Raw genomic sequence first — 20,379 nt, forward strand, 5'->3', positions numbered from 1 at the left:
CAAACGGAAAGGATATCATGCATTGACCTTACAACAATTAAAATATGTCATCGAGGTTGCCAATCGCGGTTCCATGAATGAGGCGGCAAAGCGGTTGTTTATTTCCCAGCCCAGTCTGTCGAACGCGATTCGGGATCTGGAGGAAGAGATTCATATCACGATTTTTGACCGCACCAATAAAGGTATTTCTTTGTCCAAGGAGGGTGTGGAGTTTCTCGGTTATGCGCGTCAGGTCGTCGAACAGGCGGAGCTGCTGGAAAGTCGCTATCTGGATGCCAAGCCTTCACCGCAGCATTTTTCCGTATCCACGCAGCATTATGCCTTTGCTGTAAATGCATTTGTGAATCTGGTGAATCAATATGGTCAGGATGAGTATGAGCTGGCTTTGCGGGAGACGAAAACCCATGAGATCATACAGGATGTCAAAAGCTTGCGCAGCGAAATTGGAATTTTGTTTCTCAACGAATTTAACGCCAAGGTGATTATTAAGCTGCTAAAAGATGCAAATCTGCAATTTAACAGCCTGTTTATCGCCAAGCCGCATATTTTTATCAGTGCCAAAAATCCGCTATCCCGGCAGTCCATCGTGACCATTGACCAGCTTCATCCTTATCCGTATCTGTCCTTTGAGCAAGGGGAGTACAATTCTTTTCACTTTTCCGAGGAGATTCTGAGCACGCTGTCGCATCCGAAAAGCATTCGTGTCAATGACCGGGCGACCCTTTTCAATCTGCTGATTGGCCTGAACGGGTATACCATTTCTACCGGGGTGATCAGTGCGGATCTGAACGGTAACGAGATTATTTCCGTACCTTTGGAATGTGAGGAGTCTATTAATGTGGGATGGATTTGTCATAAAAATGCTGCGCTCTCCAAGCTGGCTTCCGTCTATGTAGAAGCGCTGCATGAGGCGATAGGCGAGTAAAAAGTTTGTTATAGCTTTAGGCTATAACTAGCTATAGTTTATTGGAGTTACATTATAACTGAAAATGTATGTTATCTTTCTTACAAGAACTTCACTACAGAAGCGAAAAAGGAGATAACCCTAATGAGCAGCATCCTTGACAATGCATCCCAACGAAAAGTGACCCCTTTCAGACATGATATGGTCGGCAGCTTTCTGCGTCCGCAAGCGATCAAAGACGCCAGAATTCAATTTCAAAATAACAAAATTTCTGCGGACGAACTGAGAAAGATTGAAGACAACGAAATTATCAAGCTGGTAGAAAAGCAAAAATCCGTAGGACTTAAAGCTGTGACAGACGGCGAACTCAGACGCTCTTGGTGGCATCTTGATTTTATGTGGGGCCTGGATGGCGTGGAAAAGGTAGAGCTTTCGAACGGTTACCAATTCCAAGGCGTGGAAACAAGAGCGGAAACCGCACGCTTGACTGGTAAAATCGGTCACTCCCGTCACCCTTTCATTGAAGATTTCAAATTCCTGAAGCAAGTAGCGGGTGAGGATGCCATTGCCCGTCAAACCATTCCGGCACCTGCGCAATTCCTGGCCGAGCTGTTGCGTGGAGAAAATAAAGAAACAACCGATACCTATTACAGCAATCTGGATGAGCTGGTGACGGATATCGCCAAAGCTTACAAATCCGTGATTCAAGCATTCTATAATGAGGGCTGCCGCAGCTTGCAATTGGATGATTGCACATGGGGTATGCTCTGCGATAAAAACTATTGGGAAGCCAGACAGCATGCGGGTGAGAATGTGGAAGATACCAAAAAGCTGTTCGCCCGCGTGAATCAGGAAACCGTAAATGATCTTCCAGCCGATTTGGTCGTTACAACCCACGTATGCCGTGGTAACTACCATTCCACCTGGGCATCCTCCGGCGGCTACGAGCCAGTTGCTGAAACCCTGTTCGGCATCGACAACATCGACGGCTACTACCTCGAATTCGATACCGACCGTGCAGGCGATTTCACACCGCTGAAGCATCTGAAAGGCCAGCAGCAGATCGTCCTGGGCCTCGTTTCCTCGAAAATAGGTGAGCTGGAAGATAAGCAGACGGTCATTAACCGCATTAAGGAAGCGACTCAATTCGTCGACATCAACCACATCTGCCTCAGCCCACAATGCGGCTTTGCTTCTACGGAAGAGGGCAATATCTTGACGGAAGAGCAGCAGTGGAAGAAGCTTGCCTTCATTAAAGAGATTGCGGACGAGATTTGGAAGTAAGGGTTTAGGGGAATTGATTGGGTAGGTTCTTTAAACTAAAGATTCCGTTATCATAAAAAACACGCCACATGGGGCGTGTTTTTTTATTTTGGCGTGTGACTTAGCTTCATTTCTTAATTAATATTCCCATAGTTTTATTCCGCTCAGATAGCACATGACTTGGTGTATAATCCTTATTCCCATTTATTTCTTGCGTTTGAGCGCACCCTGTAGAGGGCATACCTGTTTTGTAGAATTATTGCCTTCCCCTCTACAAGTCACACTATTGATTTTACAGGAGCCTCTTGCCTTTCGCATGTAAGTAAAGGATGACATTTCAGTCCAATACACCTGCCAACATCACAACAAAGATTGGATTCAACAGCTATGATATGGCTCATAATTTTCATTTATAATAAGCACAAGGAGGCTCATAAGATGTTTGACCACAAGTCATTGCAATTGCTAACTCAGATGGTTAACTATCCGAAGTTGTCAATTCCGGAGTTGAGACTTCAATTGAATTTATCGCCTCGACAGTTTGAATATACGCTGAATAAATTAAATGACGGACTAATTGAGTTGGATTTACCGAAGATTGAAGTAATTGAAATGGGGTTTAAGATTGACGAAAGAGTTAAGAAACACTGGAAAAATGAGGAATTATCACTTGGTCGCAAGCAACTGGTTTTTCAAGAGAATGAACGACTGTATTTGATTTATTTATACACGTATATCCGGCGGGAGCCGATTTCGATCGTTCATTATCAGTCTTTGCTCCAGGTAAGCAGGAATACGGCCTTGGCAGATGTCAAAAAGCTACGTGCGCTTTGTCAGGGAGAAGGTGTCAAATTAGATTATAACCGAACGGACGGTTTTAAATTGGAGGGAGAAGAGCGTCACAAGCGGCGATTTGCATCGGTATGTATTGGGACACTATCACAGCTGCCGATGGGACGCCCGGGTATCAAGCAGGTGATGGATAGTTGGAAATATGAAGATGCGAGTACAACGATCAAGCAGCAATTAACCGATATGGCTCATGAGTATCAGGTCGTCTTTGTGGGCAACAGGCTGGATCAACTTATTTATGAGCTGTTGTTTCTGCAATTCCGCTATGGGCGTAATGCACTGTTTTTGCCCGTTAAGCAAACAGAGTTAATACAACAACAACCACTCTTTCTGATGGGCAAGAAATTATCCGCTTATTTGTTTAATGAAGCGCATGAGATGGAGATCGTATATCTAACGATTCAATTATTGTCAGCTACGCAGGGCGTGCCCCATATTTATCCCAGTGAAGAGCTGAGTTATGTATCTGACGAAATTATCAGGGAAGTAGAACGCCTGACCCTAGTACCCTTTAAAGAAAAACCTATTTTGCAATCGATCTTGTACAAGCATTTGGTACCGGCTTACTTTAGGATTATGTGTGAAGTGCCTTTATCTAATCCTTTAATTGACACTATCAAAGCAGAACATGATGCCCTGTTCAAACTGGTCAAGCAAGCGTTGAAGCCATTGTCTGATTTTACAGGGGAGTGGATCTCGGATGAAGAGGTTGGATACTTTACCATTTTGTTCGGGGGGCATGTCCGCAGATTAGAACCTGAACCTAAAGTATACCGTGCTACAATTGTATGTCCAAACGGGATCAGTTCCTCCATGATGTTACGGACGCAATTGTGTCAGCTATTTCCGGGCGTGCATTTTACGGAATCACATTCGGTTGCGGAATTAAAACAGATATCTCCGGATAGCTATGACATGATTTTTTCTACTATTTATTTGGAATCATCCAAACCTGTTTACTTGACTCGCCCATTATTAACCGTATTAGAAGAAGATTATTTGCAACAAGCTGTTGCTGCTGATTTTGATCTGCCCGTACCTTCTGCGGTGCCCATAGATGAATTAATGGCTACCATACGGAAACATGCCACGATTAAAAGCGAAAAAGCACTTTATACAGATTTAACAAATCATTTACGACAGATGCGTTCAATTGAAAGGAGTCATTCCCCTATGTTGTCCGAGCTTTTAACTGTAGATAAAATTCGATTCACGGATGCTCCCCTGGATTGGAAGGAAGCGATTCAACTAGCAGCCAAACCATTAGAGGAACAGAACTATATTACACCTGACTACACACAGGCAATGATTAACAGAGTTTTGGAAATCGGTGCTTTTATTCATGTCGGCAAAGGAATTGCTATCCCACATGCTAGGCCGGAACAAGGTGTGCAGAAATTGGGAATGTCGCTGTTGCGAGTGAAAAAACCGGTGTTGTTGCTTGATCAGCCGGAGCATGCGATTGATATGTTTATTTGCCTAGCGGCGATTGACAATAAGTTGCACTTAAAGGCGCTGACGGAATTGACTTCGTTTCTGGTCAACGACGATTCGTTAAACCGTTTGAAAGAAGCTACAACAGCGGACGAAATTATAGCCATGATGCAAAAAAAAGGAGACGATAAAAAATGAAAATTTTAACAGTTTGTGGTTCTGGTCTGGGAACAAGCTTTATGGTGGAAATGAATATTAAGCAGCTATTGAATGAGATGGGCGTAGAGGGTGTGGAAGTAGATCATTCCGATCTGGGTTCCGCTACGCCTGGGAGCGCAGATGTGTTTTTTCTTGCCAGAGACATTGCTGAAGGCGGAGCGAGCCTGGGTGATGTGGTCGTTCTGGAAAACATTATCGATCTCGAGGAATTACGCACAAAACTAACAGCAGTCTTACAAGATAAAAATCTATTGTAAGGAGATTTGGCCCATATGAATAAAGCTTTGAATATACTGATTAACGTTTTGAGTGAGCCGTCTGTGCTAGTTGCGTTGATTGCTTTGGTAGGGTTGCTGGCTCAGCGGAAAAATCTCTCGGATATCCTGAAGGGAACGACCAAAACGTTTGTAGGATTTCTTGTCATCAGCGCAGGCGCAGGTGTTTTGCAGCAAGCTCTTGCACCTTTTGGCGATATGTTTAAAGCAGCGTTTCATGTAAGCGGTATCGTTCCAAATAATGAAGCTATTGTGGCTCTTGCCGTGAGTAAGTATGGTTCCTCCACCGCACTGATTATGTTTTTCGGTATGATTGTGAACCTGCTGATTGCTCGTTTTACACGATTTAAGTACATTTTTTTAACAGGTCATATTACGCTATATATGTCATGTATGATTGCTATCATTTTATCAGTGAGTGGTTTCACATCCGTCTCCCTTATCCTTTTTGGAGCGCTGACTGTAGGTATTTTCATGTCGCTTTCTCCAGCCGTTGTGCAGCCATTTGTCCGTAAATTAACGGGCAATGACAATGTGGCTTTGGGGCATTCTGGCGCGGTCGGCTTTGCTATTGGCGGGCTGGTAGGTATGGCAGTGAAAGGCAAGAAAGACATTGTATCCACTGAACAAATCAATTTCCCTAAAGGACTCGGCTTTCTGCGGGACAGTACGGTCAGTATTGCGTTAACGATGGCGGTCTTCTACATCATTGTAGCCCTTTTTGCAGGTCCGGCTTATGTCGAAAGTCACTTGAGTAACGGGAAAAACTATATTTTATTTGCGCTACTTCAGGCAGGGTTGTTTTCTGCAGGCGTATTTATCATCTTGTCGGGTGTACGTCTGGTCTTGGCTGAAATTGTACCGGCATTTAAAGGGATTTCCTCGAAAATTGTACCGAATTCCAAACCGGCGCTGGATGTCCCTATTGTTTATACCTATGCTCCGAACGCGGTACTGATAGGCTTTTTCTCCAGTTTTGTGGGGGGGATTGTCAGCATGCTCATTCTGGTTTTATCCGGCGGGATTGTTATTTTACCTGGGGTTGTCCCGCACTTCTTCACAGGAGCAGCAGCAGGAGTGTTTGGAAATACCATGGGCGGTGTGCGTGGCGCCATTTTAGGCGCATTTGTGAACGGAGTGCTCATCAGTTTCATGCCAATTCTATTAATACCTGTATTAGGGGATCTCGGGTTAGCCAACGCAACCTTCTCCGATTCCGACTTTGGTGTAGTGGGGCTGTTCTTGAGCGGGCTAAACCAGATGGGTGGAAAAACGATAACGATGATCGGGATCGGTTTGGTGCTGCTCATTATGATTTTGGTAAGCCTGAAAAAGCCGAAAAGCAGTGCGCAATAAACAATACAAATGAACACTATAAAAAAACGAGGATCAGGAAGAGAGGACAAACTTTATGAGATTTAACCAGCAAGACCTTCAAGCCGTTATGGCCATCCGAGCATTATCTTTAGACGCGATTGATGAAGCAAACTCCGGGCATCCCGGATTACCTTTAGGTGCAGCACCTATGGCTTATGCTCTTTGGTCACAGGCATTACTTGTAAATCCCAAAAATTCGCGATGGGAAAATCGGGATCGGTTCGTTCTGTCTGCAGGCCATGGATCCATGCTCCTTTACAGTCTGCTTCACTTATCCGGTTTTGATGTGACGATTGACGATTTGAAGAAATTCCGGCAGCTAGGTTCCCGAACGCCCGGGCATCCAGAAGTCGGACACACCGACGGTGTGGAAGCGACGACGGGACCCTTGGGACAAGGGGTGGCGATGGCTGTTGGCATGGCATTGGCAGAACGGCATTTAGCAGGTTTATATAATAAGGAGTCCTTTCCGATTGTGGATCACTACACGTATTGTTTGTGCGGAGATGGTGATTTAATGGAGGGCGTGGCTAATGAAGCGATCTCTCATGCCGGCCATGAGCAATTGGATAAATTAATCATGCTATACGATTCCAATGACATATCGCTGGATGGAGAACTGAGTCACTCTTTCTCAGAAAATATAAAACAGCGGTTTGAGTCCAGTGGGTGGCAACATATCCTGGTTACAGAGGGTAATGATCTTACCGAGATTACTGCAGCGATTGACTTGGCACGAGAAAATCATACACAACCTACAATTATTGAAGTGAAGACTGTGATCGGGTATGGCTCACCGCATGCCGGTACGCATAAAGTTCATGGTTCACCTCTGGGAGAAGCAGGAACGGCTGCGGCAAAATTGAGCTATCAATGGGAACTACCGGCTTTTACCGTATCAGAGGAAGTATATACCCTTTTTCGTGAAAAAGTAGCAGCTCGTGGTGCCAAAGCCGAGGCTGAATGGCAGGCTCTAATGGTGAATTATACGGAAAGTTATCCAGAACTGGCTAAACAGTTTCATGACAGCTTTACCAATATACTGCCCGTAGATTGGGAAAAACCATTGGCTGATTACGAAGCAAGCTCAAGTAAAGCAGGACGAGATACCGGCAGCGACATCTTGAACTTGATTGCACAGCAGGTCCCTTATTTCTTTGGAGGTTCAGCTGACTTAGCGAGCTCCAATAAGACATTAATTGCAGGAGATGAACGTTTTTCTAAATCAGCCCCAGCAGCACGTAACATTTGGTTTGGTGTACGTGAATTTGCGATGGCAGCTGAAATGAATGGCATAGCACTGCACGGTGGGTTAAAGATTTATGGAGGAACTTTCTTTGTATTTTCCGATTATTTAAAAGCAGCTATACGCTTGGCGGCCATTCAGCAACTTCCGGTGATTTACGTACTAACCCATGACTCCATTATCGTAGGAGAAGATGGACCTACCCATGAGCCGATCGAGCAACTGGCAGGATTGCGTGCGATGCCGAATTTAAATGTAATCCGTCCCGCAGACGGCAATGAAGTGATCGCTGCCTGGCATATGGCGATCTCATCAGTTTCAACACCGACAGCACTTGTCCTTACACGTCAGGCTCTGCCGATCCTTGCAGGCAGCTCTGAAAAGGCGTTGGAAGGTGTGAAAAAAGGCGGATATGTTTTAGCGCCTGCTTCCAAAGAAGTACCAGATTTGCTGTTAATCGCAAGTGGTTCAGAGGTGAAGCTGGCTGTCGAAGCACAGAGTATCTTGGAAAACGAAGGCATTTCAGCATCTGTCGTAAGCTTGCCGAACACATCTGCTTTTGATCAGCAGGACGAAGCTTACAAAGAAAGAGTCTTGCCCAAAGCAATACGTGCCCGCGTCGGCATTGAAATGGGGGCAAGCTTTGGCTGGGAACGCTATATCGGACTGGACGGAAAGATGTTAGCCATTGATCGTTTTGGCGCATCCGGTAAAGGAACTGAAGTTGTAGAAGCCTTTGGCTTTAACGCAGCCAATATCGTTGCTTTAGCGAAAGAGGTACTCGCTGAATTAAGGAAATGATAAGAAATTAGAAACACTGAAAAGGCGCAAACACGCTACTAAGCAGTTACGCAAAAAAAGTCGTTCATTAGATCAATCTGATGAGCGGCTTTTTTGATATGTTTCTACACGATGTAACTGAACCACATATGCGTGCGTGTCATTATTCATTGTTTAAAATCTCTTTAACAATATTTTTCGCTAGCTTAATTTTTTGAGGGTTTGACTTTCTAAGCAATGTTAGTATTTCATTTAGTTCGGCTTCATGCTTTGTAACCTTAATTTCCTCATTTACATAAGCAAAAAGCTGAATCAAATTAACATCCAGTGCATTTGCAATTTTAGCTATATTTAATAAGGATACGTTCTTTTCCCCACGTTCAATCTGCCCTATGTATGAAAAATGAAATCCGCCTTTTTCTCCAAGCGATTCCTGAGACAAGCCCTTTTCTTTTCGTAAAGCACGTATTCTGGCACCCACTAATTTGAGAACTTCTTTATCTTCCATCGTCTACACCTCACTATTCTAAAAGTGTAGACAAGATATCTAAAGGAAAACATTGAATGATGAATACAATAAATATTAATGATATCTATAAGTATTATTTCGGGGTATAATAAGACTAATATTGAAATTCTCTGGAGGAATAGATATGAAAAAAGATCCTTCTACCCTTAACCGAAGTCATGCCCAGTCATCCAGACACGAACAACACTTACATCATTCAATAACCGATTTTTACACCCTAGCCCAATACCACATGAAACTAGCCAAAATCCTGCAAAAGCACAACCAGCTCCAATGCTGCATTATCCTGTGCGACTGGGCTTTGACTTCCATGCTGAAAGCCCTATATATGAAGGAAAACAATACCCTTTGCCCTCCAGATTTCCTGAGCATGAGTGACCTGCTGCACTTATTACATACCGACACCAACCCGGGATTGGATGTTGTTGTTTTTAACGGCACCACTCAATTTCTGTCATCCCAGTTAGAAACCCCGCTCCTTCGAAAGATGAAGAACAAGGATGTGGGCAGACTGCTGCGCAGAACTGACGACATTTTGTGCCAGTTGTCCCCCCGTGTGATTACCGATCCATCCGAAACGTATCAGTCCATTTTCTAAGAAGTCCTATCCTGTCAAAATAAACTCGCTTGCCAAATAAACGTTGCCATTGCGCCCTGTCGTAAACCGTTTTTCTTCATACGATAAGAGTATGCTTTAAAGCAAGGAGGGATTCAGACATGGGTGAAGTTGGTTACGGTGGAGCATGGACATCCACAGGCGCAATTCTGGTATTGTTTATTTTGCTGGTGATTATCACTAAATCTTTTATGATCTAACAGCAGGTTAGCGCCGCTTAAATTCACAAAGCAGCCTTCTTTCACTATATAGTGAGGGAAGGCTTTTTTTGTGTAGAACGGATGCTAACCTAAGCATGTTGTCTGTCCCTGCAAGCATTGCTATACTTTATATACAGGGAAAATTTCCCTTAGCAATGTGACATACATGGATACGCAGAATACGCGAAAAAAACGGAGATTCGTTGACCAAAATCAGGAGGACTACACAATGAACGTAGCGAGCAGTCCATTTTAATTCACGACAGACACGGCGACCCTTTGCGTATTTGATACGGAAGCACTTTAAGCATCGTTTGGACGATGAGCCGGATTGGTGGTCCATAGAAGAGGACGAACTGGGCGAGTTGAACCAGGGGAATGTAGCTTTTTTTAATCTATTTACCTTTCTTTAATACAGTGCAGCGAAGGCAGCAATAGCTTTACAAGTCTGATCCGATTGTAAATACAGGATGAACCCTGTAAAGACCCTGACAAGCTGCTTGAATATGCGGAAACCCTGAACAGGTGGAAACCTGAGCTTATGAAAATGGCAAAGGCCATCCCCACGGCTTTACATATCCGTGAAGACAACCCTTAACCCGTCTATTGATATTTTATAATAATCGCATTGCTGATCTGGCGGCCGGGTGTGGTGAGATAGGAGCCGTTGTAATACAGCCCACTGGAAGCACCGCCATCCAAATTCATGGCCTGATAAGCGCCTGCCTGCTTCATGATTTGAGCAAGCTGTGGAATGGTGGCTCCGCTTGTGGTCAGGAGGATCAGCTTATGATCCCGTGTAATCCCAAGGGCGCTTCTGGCCCCGCCGCCTGTTAATATTTTAGGGTCCTTGAAGCCTTCGGCTTTTATATTCAGGGAAACCTTTCCATTCGTCACTAAACGAGGTCCGGCTTGAAGGGCGCCTTCGACGTTGCTTTGGCTTAAACGCTGCTCAAAGGCAGGACCTGAAACCAGCTCGGCCAAATGGTTAGCATCGTACGTAAAGACGGTTCGTTGGTCGCCAGAGCTTTTTTTCAACAATTTCCCGTGGCTGACCAGATAGCCATAAGGTATTTTGTAGGAGCTTTTGGTATAGGCGTCAAAGTAGGTACCGTTGATGGCTACAACCGCTTGATTGCGTTTGGCGAGACCGCTTAAGTTCTCCACTTTGCCGATGCTATTGCCTGCAAGCGCCACGTCCAGACTCACCTTGGGATGAAGCATGGAGATGGTGACCACCTTAGCGGAGAAGGTGCGTGATCCGACCTTGAAGCTTTTATGAGCCGTCTGGATCGGTGTGGTGCTGCCAGGTAGCTTGCCCGTGAATACCGGAAGCCTGACAGACGTTGTGCCCTGCTTGATATGTACGGATGAGGTTTCCTTTTGCCATGAGACTTGCAGGTTTAGGTGCTGACTGATGAACTGCAAGGGAACGTAGGTGGAACCATTATCGGTAAAAGGAGCCTTTTGCATACGGATTGTTTGATCATTAACTTTAGCCGTAGACTGTCCTGCAAATAAGGTGAGCCGGGTATCGCCTTGGGCAATTTCAATTTTTTTGTCCGTAGCCGTCATGTTGATGGTGATCCCTTCATAGCTGTTCAGGAGGCGGAGAGGGATGAAGGAGTGGTTACTCTGATCCACGTAGACCAGCATGGGCGCTGGTGCAGCAGCGTAGATCGGGGTTACAAGGATTAGCAGGGACAGGATAACAAGTACGGTGATTCTTTTCATGAATAGATCAATCTCCTTATGTAGTCTTGACACTTTACGAGGTGCTTGTACTTATATCGGGTTTTATAAGTTGTAAATGTATGTGCGAGACAGAGCGCTGGATCATCTGGCGTAACCATGAGCCACTGCGCTGGTAATACTAATATTTTGAAAATGAGGATAAAAGCAAAATCTGTTAAGCTGAACTTGGAAGAATGTGTAATGGCATATGATGCAGTTCTGATATAGAAAGGAAAGAGGTGCGGGGACATGGACAAGAAGGCGGATATTCGCACATCCATGAAGGAGTTATTTGCACATATGGATGAAGCTTTTTTTATGGATTTGGTAGAAAATGTACCCTTCGAGATGCGTGACGGCAATGCCGATGAGGATGGCTGGATCAAGTGGAAGCCTCTTCCTTCGCAGATCACAGAGCAGGAGGTTCGGGACATTGAGGAAACCTATCATTTCGAGCTTCCTCCCTTGCTGAGAAGTTTCATCATGTCCTATCATTATGTGTCTTTGCAATTCGATAACGAATTCATTCCTGGAGTCTACTGGAGCGATTGTACCTTTATTGAGTTTCCACGACTGCCTGTGGGCCAAGGCTTGAAGGGATTTCATGATTTGCTCCGCGAATGGTCGCCCTTGCTATCGGCAGGTTATATTCCATTTGCAATTGCTGAGGAAAACGAAGGTCCTGTCTGTTTGAATGCAGGAAGTAGACAAAAAGATGGTGACTATCCGATTGTATGGTTCTATCACCAGGATTTGAAACATCTGGACGAGGACGATTTACGCATCAGGGAAAATCTGATTCCCCATGTACAAGGACTGTTCCCATCTTCTGTCGAGATGTTTAACGTGATGTTTAAGCAGATCAGGCACTAACAATTTCGGAATTGGGACTATATTATGCATCTATCGTATTGACATAAAAAATGAGGAATGTTATAAAAAAAGGTAGGCTGGCACTCGAATGAGGGGAGTGCTAACAGACTTTCGAGTTTGGACGGTTCCCCATGTGCAGCCTTACCTTACATAAGGTTCATATTCGAAAGGAGATATCAGAATGGAGAAAAAACAGTTTCAGGCTGAGTCCAAGCGTCTGCTCGAAATGATGATTAACTCGATTTACACGCAAAAGGAAATTTTTCTAAGAGAGCTGATCTCCAACGCAAGTGATGCGATTGACAAAATTTATTACAAAGCGCTGACGGATGATCAACTGGTCTTTGACAAAGAAAATTACTATATCAAAGTAACAGCCGACAAGGAGAACAGAACGCTCACTCTTCGCGATACCGGGATTGGTATGACGAAGGAAGAGCTGGAAAATAACTTGGGTGTCATTGCTAAAAGCGGCTCGCTGGCGTTCAAAAATGAGAATGAATCCAAGGATGGTCATGACATCATTGGGCAGTTCGGGGTAGGCTTCTATTCGGCATTTATGGTGGCGGATGTCGTTACAGTGACTACAAAGGCACTGGACAGCGATACTGCTTATAAGTGGGAATCCACAGGTGCAGACGGGTATACCATTGAGCCGGCCGAGAAGGATGAAGTCGGTTCTGTGATTGTTTTGAAAATCAAAGAAAACACCGAGGATGAGTCCTACGACGAATATTTGGACGAGTATCGTTTAAAAGCACTGATCAAGAAATACTCCGACTTTATCCGTTATCCGATCAAGATGGATGTTACAGGCAAACGTCTGAAAGAGGGCAGTGACAACGAGTTCGAGGATTACGAGGAAGAACAGCTTATTAACAGCATGGTTCCAATCTGGAGAAAGAACAAAAGCGAGCTGACCGACGAGGATTATCACAATTTTTATGTGGAAAAACGCTATGGCTATGACAAGCCACTTCAGCATATCCACGTCAGCGCGGACGGCGCGGTGGTGTACCAGGCTATTTTGTTCATTCCGGAAAATATCCCGTTTGATTTCTATTCCAAGGAGTATGAAAAAGGGCTGGAGCTGTACGCCAACGGCGTGCTGATTATGGAAAAATCGCCTGACCTGCTGCCGGATTATTTCAGCTTTGTCAAAGGTATGGTGGACTCCGAAAGCTTGTCGTTGAACATTTCCAGAGAGATGTTGCAGCATGACCGCCAGTTGAAGCTGATTGCCAAAAATATCGAAAGCAAAATCAAAGGCCAACTGCTGACCCTGCTCAAAAATGACCGGGAAAAGTATGATCAATTCTACAAATCATTTGGCAGACAATTGAAATTTGGCGTCTACAACGATTATGGAACTCATAAGGAGACGCTTCAGGATCTGCTCATGTTCTACTCTTCTACGGAGAAAAAGCAGGTTACACTGGACGAGTATGTATCGCGTATGCCTGAGGATCAGAAGTATATTTATTATGCTTCCGGAGAGTCCAACGAACGTATTGAGAAGCTGCCGCAGACCGAAATGGTGGCCGACAAGGGCTACGAAATTCTGTACTTCACCGATGATATTGATGAGTTCGCTATTAAAATGCTCATGAGCTACAAGGAGAAAGAATTCAAATCCGTATCCAGTGGCGATCTGGGCATTGAGGCTGACGAGAACGAGAAGGAAACAGAAGCGGAACAAAACGACAACAAAGAGCTGTTCGAGTACATGAAGGGCTTGCTGGAAGGCAAGGTATCCAGTGTTAAAGCCTCCAAGCGCTTGAAGACACATCCGGTGTGTCTGTCCGCTGACGGCGAAGTGACGATTGAAATGGAGAAAATCTTGAACGCCATGCCGAACAACGCCGATGTCAAAGCGAATAAAGTGCTGGAAATCAACGTCAACCATGCGGTGTTCAACTCTCTGAAAGAGGCTTTTGCCGAGGACAAGGAGAAGGTCAATCTCTATACGGCATTGCTGTATAATCAGGCACTGTTGATCGAAGGCTTGCCACTGCAAGACCCGGTTGAATTCACCAACGATATTTGCAAAATTATGGTTTAATAAGCTTTAATGCTGTACAGAGCCGTTCCCGCATCGGGGGCGGCTTTATTCATGATAAACAATCCTACAGTACCAGCCAATCATTTTACCCCCCTCTGAATCTTCTTCATAGGAATTGGCATGGTGGCCTTTTTAATAGAAATAAGATAGTATTAACTCTTTAAGGCTGTTTACTTGGAATGCAAAAAAAACTTCCGGTAAACGTGTACTGACTTCCTTGGAACGCCTTGGGAGGGGCTTTGTGCTCTTTATTTTATGACGTTTTCATGCCTGGATTTGGGATTTGTAAAATTTTTGTGACATAGTGGTGTGAATTTTTACACTGCAAATTATCGTTTTTCTTGATTATTTGGTGGGATGTCTTTATAATCATTTTGTTTGCAAGAATGATTAGCGATTAGCGTATGGAATAAGGAGGTTATTTATTTTGGGAAAAGCATTGATTATTGGCGCCGGTGGCGTGGCCAGCGTTGTGGTGCATAAATGTTGCCAAAACCCAGATGTATTTGAAGAAATTTGTATCGCAAGCAGAACTGTTGAGAAATGCGATGCGCTTAAAGAAAAGCTGGGTGGAGGCCGTACGAAGATACAAACGGCTCAGCTGGATGCTGACAACACCGACATGGTCATTGACCTGATTCGAAACTTTCAACCGGATGTAGTTATCAATGTGGCTCTCCCTTATCAGGATTTGACGATTATGGATGCTTGCCTTGAGACAGGCGTTCATTACGTTGATACGGCGAATTATGAACCGCCGGATACGCCGAAGTTTGAATACAGCTGGCAATGGGCCTACAAAGAAAGATTCGAAAAAGCGGGCATTACAGCTCTGCTGGGCAGCGGTTTTGATCCAGGCGTGACTGGAGTATTTACGGCTTATGCTCAAAAGCATTATTTTGATGAAATTCATACGATTGATATTGTAGATGCGAATGCAGGGGACCACGGATATCCTTTTGCCACTAACTTTAATCCGGAAATTAATATTCGGGAAATTACGGCGAAGGGCCGTTACTTTGAAAATGGAGAGTGGATTGAAACTGAGCCTCTTTCCGAGAAAAAGGTATACGACCTTCCTGAAATCGGACCGAAAAACATATATCTCTTGTACCATGAAGAACTTGAATCTCTTGCAGTAAACATTAAAGGTGTGAAAAAAATCCGTTTCTGGATGACTTTCTCGGACAATTACCTGAATCATTTGAACGTGCTTCAAAACGTAGGCATGACTTCTATCGAGCCTATTGATTACGAAGGACAGCAAATCATTCCATTGCAATTCCTGAAAGCCATTTTGCCAGACCCGGCTTCCCTCGGACCTAGAACCAAGGGTAAAACGAACATTGGATGTATCATCCAAGGCGTTAAAGACGGAAAACCGAAAACGTATTATGTATACAATGTGTGTGATCATGAGGAATGTTATGCAGAGGTTGGCTCCCAAGCCATCTCCTACACAACAGGCGTTCCTGCCATGATCGGCGCAATGCTTATCATTAAAGGCATCTGGAAAAAACCAGGCGTATACAACGTTGAGGAATTTGATCCAGATCCATTCATGGAAGCACTGAATAAACACGGATTGCCATGGCAAGAAAGCTTCACGCCAACGTTGCTTGATTGAGGCCTGCGATGAATATTGATATTAGCGGACTTCCATCACCTTGTTACCTTGTTGACGAAAGACTTCTTGTGAAAAACCTTGAGGTTTTAAATTCTGTTCAAGAGCGAACAGGCTGCAATATTTTGCTTGCTCTTAAGGGATTTTCGATGTTTTCGACATTTCCTCTGGTTGGTAAATATTTAAAAGGTGTAACTTCCAGTTCGCTGTTCGAGGCGAGACTGGGTCGCGAAAAAATGGACAAGGAGGTTCACGTATACGCACCCGCTTATGTTGACAGTGAATTTGACGAGCTACTGGAGTATGTTGACCACGTCGTTTTCAACTCCTTCGATCAATTGAAACGGTTCAAAAGTAAGGTGCAAGGCGTGACTTCCAAAAAGATAGAAATTGGAATTCGGGTCAATCCGGAATATTCGGAAATCGAAACTCCGCTGTATGATCCTTGCTACAACAACTCCAGAATGGGTGTGACCTTGGCTAACTTTAGACCTGAGGATCTGGATGGCGTGGATGGTATTCATTTTCATACGATGTGTGAACAGAATTCCGACACGCTGGAGCGCACCATTAAAGTCGTGGATGAGAAGTTCGGGCCATACATTAAGCAAATGAAATGGCTTAATTTTGGCGGCGGACACCATATTACCAGAGAAGACTATGATCTGGACACGCTGGTACGCTGCATCCAATATTTTCAGGATAAATATGGTGTACAGGTTTACCTGGAGCCGGGCGAAGCTATCGCTTTGAATACCGGTTATCTGGTTGCTACAGTCCTGGATACAATGAAAAACGGAATGGATATTGCGATTCTGGATACTTCGGCTGAGTGTCATATGCCCGATGTGCTGGCTATGCCATATCGCCCGAATATCATTGATGCAGGTAAGCCTGGTGAGTATGCGCACACCTACAGACTCGGTGGCCTTACCTGCCTGGCCGGAGATGTAATTGGAGACTACTCCTTTAAAGAGCCATTGAAGCCGGGAGACAAGCTTGTATTCTGCGACATGGCCCATTACACGATGGTCAAAAACCACATGTTCAACGGAGTCAACCTGCCAGCCATCGCCAGTTACAACGATGAAGAAGGCATTAAGGTAATCCGTCAGTTCTCCTACGAGGACTTTAGCTCGCGTTTGTCGTAAGACTTACACAGGGGTAAAAGAACTGAGTGCACCGAATGGAATGATTGAACTACAAAAGCCTCGCCCCTTGAGATAGGGGCGAGGTTTTTTGGCGTAGTTAGGGATTTTTTTGATTTTTATACGTGCCTTTGTATGTATCCAATACAACAGCAGGCATTAAATAATGATTAACTATTTGGTAAGTTACATAAATTTAATTAGTCTACCTTATAACTTCAGTAGAGATTTTATAGTAAAATACGTTTCCTCCATATTGAAGTCCTGGTACATCGACAGCTAGGTAGTATTCCTTACCTTTTTCAAGATCAGCATTTAAAGAATATTGGGCGTTTTTTGAACGTTTAATTCGTTTACCATTACTATCGTAAAGAGTTAGTTCCATCCAAGAATCAGGGTATTTGTTGCCTTCAATTATAAACTGAACTTCGTTCGATCTAAAAGCCTTAATTTTAAATACATCGTAGGCTTCCCAGCCTCCTTGAACCTCTTTACCAAGGGTTCCGATGACAGCATCACCTATAAAAAAATAGTTAGCTTGTTCAAAACTATCATTTGGCTCCTGTTCATTATATTCAAGTACAGAGGTTAGAGTTGATTCCTTTGCTACTGGTACAGGATTTGCTTCTTCGGCCAAAGCGACACTGGCAGAAGTACTTAACATAAGTGTCAGACCTAATGAAGCTAACAACGTTTTTTTCATGAATAAACTACCTCTCTTTTTGGAATTTATATTCATTTATATGAATATATTAGTAATAGAACTCAGATTAATTGTATACTATTTACCAGTAAATTGGAACAATAAAAAGGAATATTTATCAATAAAATAAATATAATAGAACATTTTGTTACAAAGGTGTATTTTTTCATCCCTCAGAAGTAAAATCTAAGGAAGTTCTGTAGAAAAGGAAATGAAGTATGTACTAACAGCTCAAAATGGAATACATAATCAGAGCTTTTTTTGCTGGAAAATCGGTGAATTTCTTGACTGCAAACATTTATGATATACTCATTGGATTGGAAACCTATTTGAATGTTAAATGTATGAAACATATGGAATGATAGGCAGAGGTGAAATGAACATGTTTGACCCGACGGTTTTTGATAATTTAAAGGTAGGTATGGAAAATGCAGTATACGATCTGGATAGTCTGGATTCACGTATTGAAATCACGCAACGGATCGACCGATTGGAAATGTCCGTGATGTCGCGTGAATTCGCTATACAGTTCAGGCTGACGGAACGACCCGGTGTGACGGCGGAAATTCGCTTAAATGCAGATTTAAATAACTTGGCTGCGGAAATTTTGGAGATCGAAGATCAAATCCCCGGATGTGTGCTGCTGCTCAGCTTCTATATGGAGATTCGTGAGATTGAAACACAGTGCAGCCAGATTGAAGATTTATTGACGCAAATTTGGAAGCCGGATCTTAGGCCGCTCCAAACGCTCAGTTTTGTTTACGGGGAGAAGGCAACTACATACCAAAACAAGATTGAGCTTCGATTTTCTAGACAAATTAATGAAGATCAGATGGAGGATATCCCGGAGCTATTGGAGCATATTTTGCTGACGCTTACGGAATTACACAAGGTATGAAAATTGAATTCAACGATTTGGTCAGATTGAATTGAACTGGAAAGGGAAGTTAGAATTAAAGGAGCAGGGAATATAAAATGAATGAACTTGAATTCTCACAAGTGTATGCGATTATGGAAGCTTCTTTTCCTGAAACGGAATGCAGAATCTTTGCGTCGCAAAAGGCTCTGCTTACTCATTCTTGTTATCGTTTAATCACTGAAAAGGATGAGCAAGGGCATACGATCGCTTTTCTGGCAGGCTGGGAATTTACACATTTTCGGTTTGTAGAGCATATTGCGGTAGATCAGGCTATACGTGGTGGCGGGTTAGGTAAAAAGCTCATGAGCAGATTTATTTCACAGTCCGATAAACTGGTAGTGCTGGAGGTTGAGCCACCTGAGGATGAATGGACTCGGAGAAGAATTGGTTTTTATGAACGCTTGGGATTCCATCTCAACGATTTTGAGTATGTACAGCCTCCTTTGAGGGAAGGACAGGCCGATCTGAGGCTTCAAATTATGAGCTATCCGTATGCGCTGACAGAGCAGGATTTTGCGCCGTTTAGACAAATTTTATATACCGAGGTTTACGGGCTGAAATGAGAGAACATATATATTAGTGTATGTAAAATATAAAAGCTCTGCTTTTACCGTATTTATACGGGAGCAGAGCCTTTGGCTTCATTGAGATAATGTAACTTAATGTTACTTGTGCTTTGTCCAAACCATTACAAATTCCTTTTCACGGGTTTCTGGATCAACGGACTCCTCTTGAATGATAAAGCCATTTTTGGTATAAAAGTTAAATGCCTTCGTGTTGGACTGGTATACTTTCAATTGGATCTGATCATATTGCTTCTTAACCCAATCTAGTAGTAACTTGCCATAGCCTTTTCGTTGGGAACCTACTCGTATAAACAAGGCCGCCAAATATCCATCTATCATGGAAACGAAGCCACCAATAGTGTGATCATCCTGTATAATAACGTAGTTTTGAGCTAGAGGAAGGTATTTGTCTTCCATTTCGCCAACCTGTGATGTCCAATATTGTGGATCAATAAAATGATGGGCATCTATGGAAGCATCCAGCCATATAGCTGATAATTCTTTAAACTCTTCCACATTCCCCGCTCGAATAGACATAGAATGACCTCTTTTCCCAGTATGTAATCTTGTTACGATAGTGTGATGTTTAACATAAAAAAGACCGTCCGTAGACGGTCTTTCTACCCGTGGCGCTTATTTAAAGCTTTGATCCGTATCCCGCGCCTCCGTCATCTCTGAGAATTAGAGAATGGCGGACCGGGTAAGGGACACGTTCAACATCTGATTACTAATGTTGACGCACCTCCTTTCCTGATGCGTTCATATTACCATATATGGTATGAGAAATCCAGTTGTTTTCACATGTTTTCTGGAATTATATATAGAAAATATAATATAAAAATGGCTTGCTTTTATTCTCTATGGGCGATATAATCTTAATTACGGTGATTATATGTACTGGGCATTATTTATGGCCCTGTTAGATAGATAAACATCGGCATGATTACATACTATGCGGTCGTGGCGGAATTGGCAGACGCGCACGGTTCAGGTCCGTGTGGGCTAACCCCCGTGGAGGTTCGAGTCCTCTCGACCGCATCATTAACATAAAAAAA

At 43.6% G+C, this 20,379-nt stretch carries 19 protein-coding genes and 1 tRNA gene; 16 read left to right on the forward strand and 4 right to left on the reverse strand.

The features are described 5' to 3' along the window. Positions 1–22 precede the first annotated feature (22 nt). The 6 genes from QD47_RS16115 (at position 23) to tkt (ending at position 8,371) form a co-directional block, all read left to right on the forward strand. The gene (locus QD47_RS16115; protein WP_044647104.1) at positions 23–925 is read left to right on the forward strand and encodes a LysR family transcriptional regulator; all 903 of its coding nucleotides are present in this window, start codon (positions 23–25) and stop codon (positions 923–925) included. Positions 926–1,048: 123 nt separating this feature from the next. Next, the gene (locus QD47_RS16120) at positions 1,049–2,188 is read left to right on the forward strand and encodes a 5-methyltetrahydropteroyltriglutamate--homocysteine S-methyltransferase (RefSeq protein ID WP_044647105.1); all 1,140 of its coding nucleotides are present in this window, start codon (positions 1,049–1,051) and stop codon (positions 2,186–2,188) included. Between the two features lie 417 nt (positions 2,189–2,605). Continuing rightward, positions 2,606–4,651: a BglG family transcription antiterminator gene (locus tag QD47_RS16125; protein WP_044647106.1), complete on the forward strand. Its 2,046-nt coding sequence runs from the start codon at positions 2,606–2,608 to the stop codon at positions 4,649–4,651. Further along, positions 4,648–4,929 (forward strand): PTS sugar transporter subunit IIB, encoded by a 282-nt coding sequence (locus QD47_RS16130; protein WP_044647107.1) that lies wholly within the window; start codon positions 4,648–4,650, stop codon positions 4,927–4,929. The genes QD47_RS16125 and QD47_RS16130 overlap by 4 nt, the downstream gene beginning before the upstream one ends. 15 nt (positions 4,930–4,944) lie before the next feature. Then, complete coding sequence (locus QD47_RS16135; protein WP_044647108.1) at positions 4,945–6,303, forward strand: PTS ascorbate transporter subunit IIC; 1,359 nt, start codon at positions 4,945–4,947, stop codon at positions 6,301–6,303. 55 nt (positions 6,304–6,358) lie between these two features. Beyond that, positions 6,359–8,371, forward strand: coding sequence for a transketolase (gene tkt, locus QD47_RS16140; protein ID WP_044647109.1), 2,013 nt, complete (start codon positions 6,359–6,361; stop codon positions 8,369–8,371). A 142-nt stretch (positions 8,372–8,513) separates the two neighbouring features. Here tkt and QD47_RS16145 read toward each other — a convergent pair whose 3' ends face one another. Next, on the reverse strand, positions 8,514–8,858 hold the full coding sequence (locus QD47_RS16145; RefSeq protein WP_044647110.1) for a helix-turn-helix domain-containing protein: 345 nt from the start codon (positions 8,856–8,858) through the stop codon (positions 8,514–8,516). 145 nt (positions 8,859–9,003) lie between these two features. Here QD47_RS16145 and QD47_RS16150 point away from each other — a divergent pair, with 145 nt between their 5' ends. From QD47_RS16150 to QD47_RS33225, 3 genes are all read left to right on the forward strand, one after another. After that, positions 9,004–9,477: a hypothetical protein gene (locus QD47_RS16150; RefSeq protein ID WP_044647111.1), complete on the forward strand. Its 474-nt coding sequence runs from the start codon at positions 9,004–9,006 to the stop codon at positions 9,475–9,477. 119 nt (positions 9,478–9,596) lie between these two features. Then, on the forward strand, positions 9,597–9,695 hold the full coding sequence (locus QD47_RS33220; RefSeq protein WP_235332280.1) for a YjcZ family sporulation protein: 99 nt from the start codon (positions 9,597–9,599) through the stop codon (positions 9,693–9,695). 314 nt (positions 9,696–10,009) lie between these two features. Continuing rightward, positions 10,010–10,108, forward strand: coding sequence for a DUF6386 family protein (locus tag QD47_RS33225; RefSeq protein WP_235332281.1), 99 nt, complete (start codon positions 10,010–10,012; stop codon positions 10,106–10,108). Positions 10,109–10,298: 190 nt separating this feature from the next. On the opposite strand, the gene QD47_RS16155 is transcribed toward QD47_RS33225, so the two are convergent. Continuing rightward, complete coding sequence (locus tag QD47_RS16155; protein WP_044647112.1) at positions 10,299–11,429, reverse strand: phosphodiester glycosidase family protein; 1,131 nt, start codon at positions 11,427–11,429, stop codon at positions 10,299–10,301. A gap of 249 nt (positions 11,430–11,678) precedes the next feature. Here QD47_RS16155 and QD47_RS16160 point away from each other — a divergent pair, with 249 nt between their 5' ends. The 4 genes from QD47_RS16160 (at position 11,679) to nspC (ending at position 17,139) form a co-directional block, all read left to right on the forward strand. Then, positions 11,679–12,302, forward strand: coding sequence for an SMI1/KNR4 family protein (locus QD47_RS16160; RefSeq protein WP_044647113.1), 624 nt, complete (start codon positions 11,679–11,681; stop codon positions 12,300–12,302). Between the two features lie 181 nt (positions 12,303–12,483). Further along, positions 12,484–14,364, forward strand: coding sequence for a molecular chaperone HtpG (htpG, locus tag QD47_RS16165; protein ID WP_044647114.1), 1,881 nt, complete (start codon positions 12,484–12,486; stop codon positions 14,362–14,364). A 427-nt stretch (positions 14,365–14,791) separates the two neighbouring features. Then, positions 14,792–15,991 (forward strand): saccharopine dehydrogenase family protein, encoded by a 1,200-nt coding sequence (locus tag QD47_RS16170; RefSeq protein ID WP_044647115.1) that lies wholly within the window; start codon positions 14,792–14,794, stop codon positions 15,989–15,991. A gap of 8 nt (positions 15,992–15,999) precedes the next feature. After that, positions 16,000–17,139: a carboxynorspermidine decarboxylase gene (gene nspC, locus QD47_RS16175; RefSeq protein ID WP_044647116.1), complete on the forward strand. Its 1,140-nt coding sequence runs from the start codon at positions 16,000–16,002 to the stop codon at positions 17,137–17,139. Between the two features lie 202 nt (positions 17,140–17,341). Here the strand turns inward: nspC and QD47_RS16180 are convergent, their stop codons facing one another. Continuing rightward, entirely contained in the window at positions 17,342–17,839 is a 498-nt protein-coding gene (locus tag QD47_RS16180; protein ID WP_044647117.1) for a hypothetical protein, read from the reverse strand. A gap of 382 nt (positions 17,840–18,221) precedes the next feature. Between QD47_RS16180 and QD47_RS16185 the strand changes: the two genes are divergently transcribed. Together QD47_RS16185 and QD47_RS16190 are read left to right on the forward strand one after the other, a co-directional pair. Beyond that, positions 18,222–18,737, forward strand: a complete 516-nt coding sequence (locus QD47_RS16185; protein WP_044647118.1) for a hypothetical protein — start codon at positions 18,222–18,224, stop codon at positions 18,735–18,737. Between the two features lie 77 nt (positions 18,738–18,814). Next, positions 18,815–19,321: a GNAT family N-acetyltransferase gene (locus tag QD47_RS16190; RefSeq protein ID WP_044647119.1), complete on the forward strand. Its 507-nt coding sequence runs from the start codon at positions 18,815–18,817 to the stop codon at positions 19,319–19,321. A gap of 102 nt (positions 19,322–19,423) precedes the next feature. On the opposite strand, the gene QD47_RS16195 is transcribed toward QD47_RS16190, so the two are convergent. After that, positions 19,424–19,861, reverse strand: a complete 438-nt coding sequence (locus tag QD47_RS16195; protein ID WP_044647120.1) for an N-acetyltransferase — start codon at positions 19,859–19,861, stop codon at positions 19,424–19,426. Between the two features lie 417 nt (positions 19,862–20,278). On the opposite strand from QD47_RS16195, the gene QD47_RS16200 reads away from it, so the two are divergent. Further along, a tRNA-Leu gene (locus QD47_RS16200) sits at positions 20,279–20,362 on the forward strand. Positions 20,363–20,379: the final 17 nt, after the last annotated feature.

This window comes from Paenibacillus terrae (assembly GCF_000943545.1).
GTDB classification, from domain to species: Bacteria; Bacillota; Bacilli; order Paenibacillales; family Paenibacillaceae; genus Paenibacillus; species Paenibacillus terrae_A.

Bases quoted from the DNA above. Each gene is read 5' to 3' on its own strand.
- QD47_RS16120 (WP_044647105.1), top strand. From the start codon at position 1,049: ATGAGCAGCATCCTTGACAATGCATCCCAACGAAAAGTGACCCCTTTC.
- QD47_RS16125 (WP_044647106.1), top strand. From the start codon at position 2,606: ATGTTTGACCACAAGTCATTGCAATTGCTAACTCAGATGGTTAACTAT.
- QD47_RS16130 (WP_044647107.1), top strand. From the start codon at position 4,648: ATGAAAATTTTAACAGTTTGTGGTTCTGGTCTGGGAACAAGCTTTATG.
- QD47_RS16135 (WP_044647108.1), top strand. From the start codon at position 4,945: ATGAATAAAGCTTTGAATATACTGATTAACGTTTTGAGTGAGCCGTCT.
- tkt (WP_044647109.1), top strand. From the start codon at position 6,359: ATGAGATTTAACCAGCAAGACCTTCAAGCCGTTATGGCCATCCGAGCA.
- QD47_RS16145 (WP_044647110.1), bottom strand. From the start codon at position 8,858: ATGGAAGATAAAGAAGTTCTCAAATTAGTGGGTGCCAGAATACGTGCT.
- QD47_RS16150 (WP_044647111.1), top strand. From the start codon at position 9,004: ATGAAAAAAGATCCTTCTACCCTTAACCGAAGTCATGCCCAGTCATCC.
- QD47_RS33220 (WP_235332280.1), top strand. From the start codon at position 9,597: ATGGGTGAAGTTGGTTACGGTGGAGCATGGACATCCACAGGCGCAATT.
- QD47_RS16155 (WP_044647112.1), bottom strand. From the start codon at position 11,429: ATGAAAAGAATCACCGTACTTGTTATCCTGTCCCTGCTAATCCTTGTA.
- QD47_RS16160 (WP_044647113.1), top strand. From the start codon at position 11,679: ATGGACAAGAAGGCGGATATTCGCACATCCATGAAGGAGTTATTTGCA.
- htpG (WP_044647114.1), top strand. From the start codon at position 12,484: ATGGAGAAAAAACAGTTTCAGGCTGAGTCCAAGCGTCTGCTCGAAATG.
- nspC (WP_044647116.1), top strand. From the start codon at position 16,000: ATGAATATTGATATTAGCGGACTTCCATCACCTTGTTACCTTGTTGAC.
- QD47_RS16180 (WP_044647117.1), bottom strand. From the start codon at position 17,839: ATGAAAAAAACGTTGTTAGCTTCATTAGGTCTGACACTTATGTTAAGT.
- QD47_RS16185 (WP_044647118.1), top strand. From the start codon at position 18,222: ATGTTTGACCCGACGGTTTTTGATAATTTAAAGGTAGGTATGGAAAAT.
- QD47_RS16190 (WP_044647119.1), top strand. From the start codon at position 18,815: ATGAATGAACTTGAATTCTCACAAGTGTATGCGATTATGGAAGCTTCT.
- QD47_RS16195 (WP_044647120.1), bottom strand. From the start codon at position 19,861: ATGTCTATTCGAGCGGGGAATGTGGAAGAGTTTAAAGAATTATCAGCT.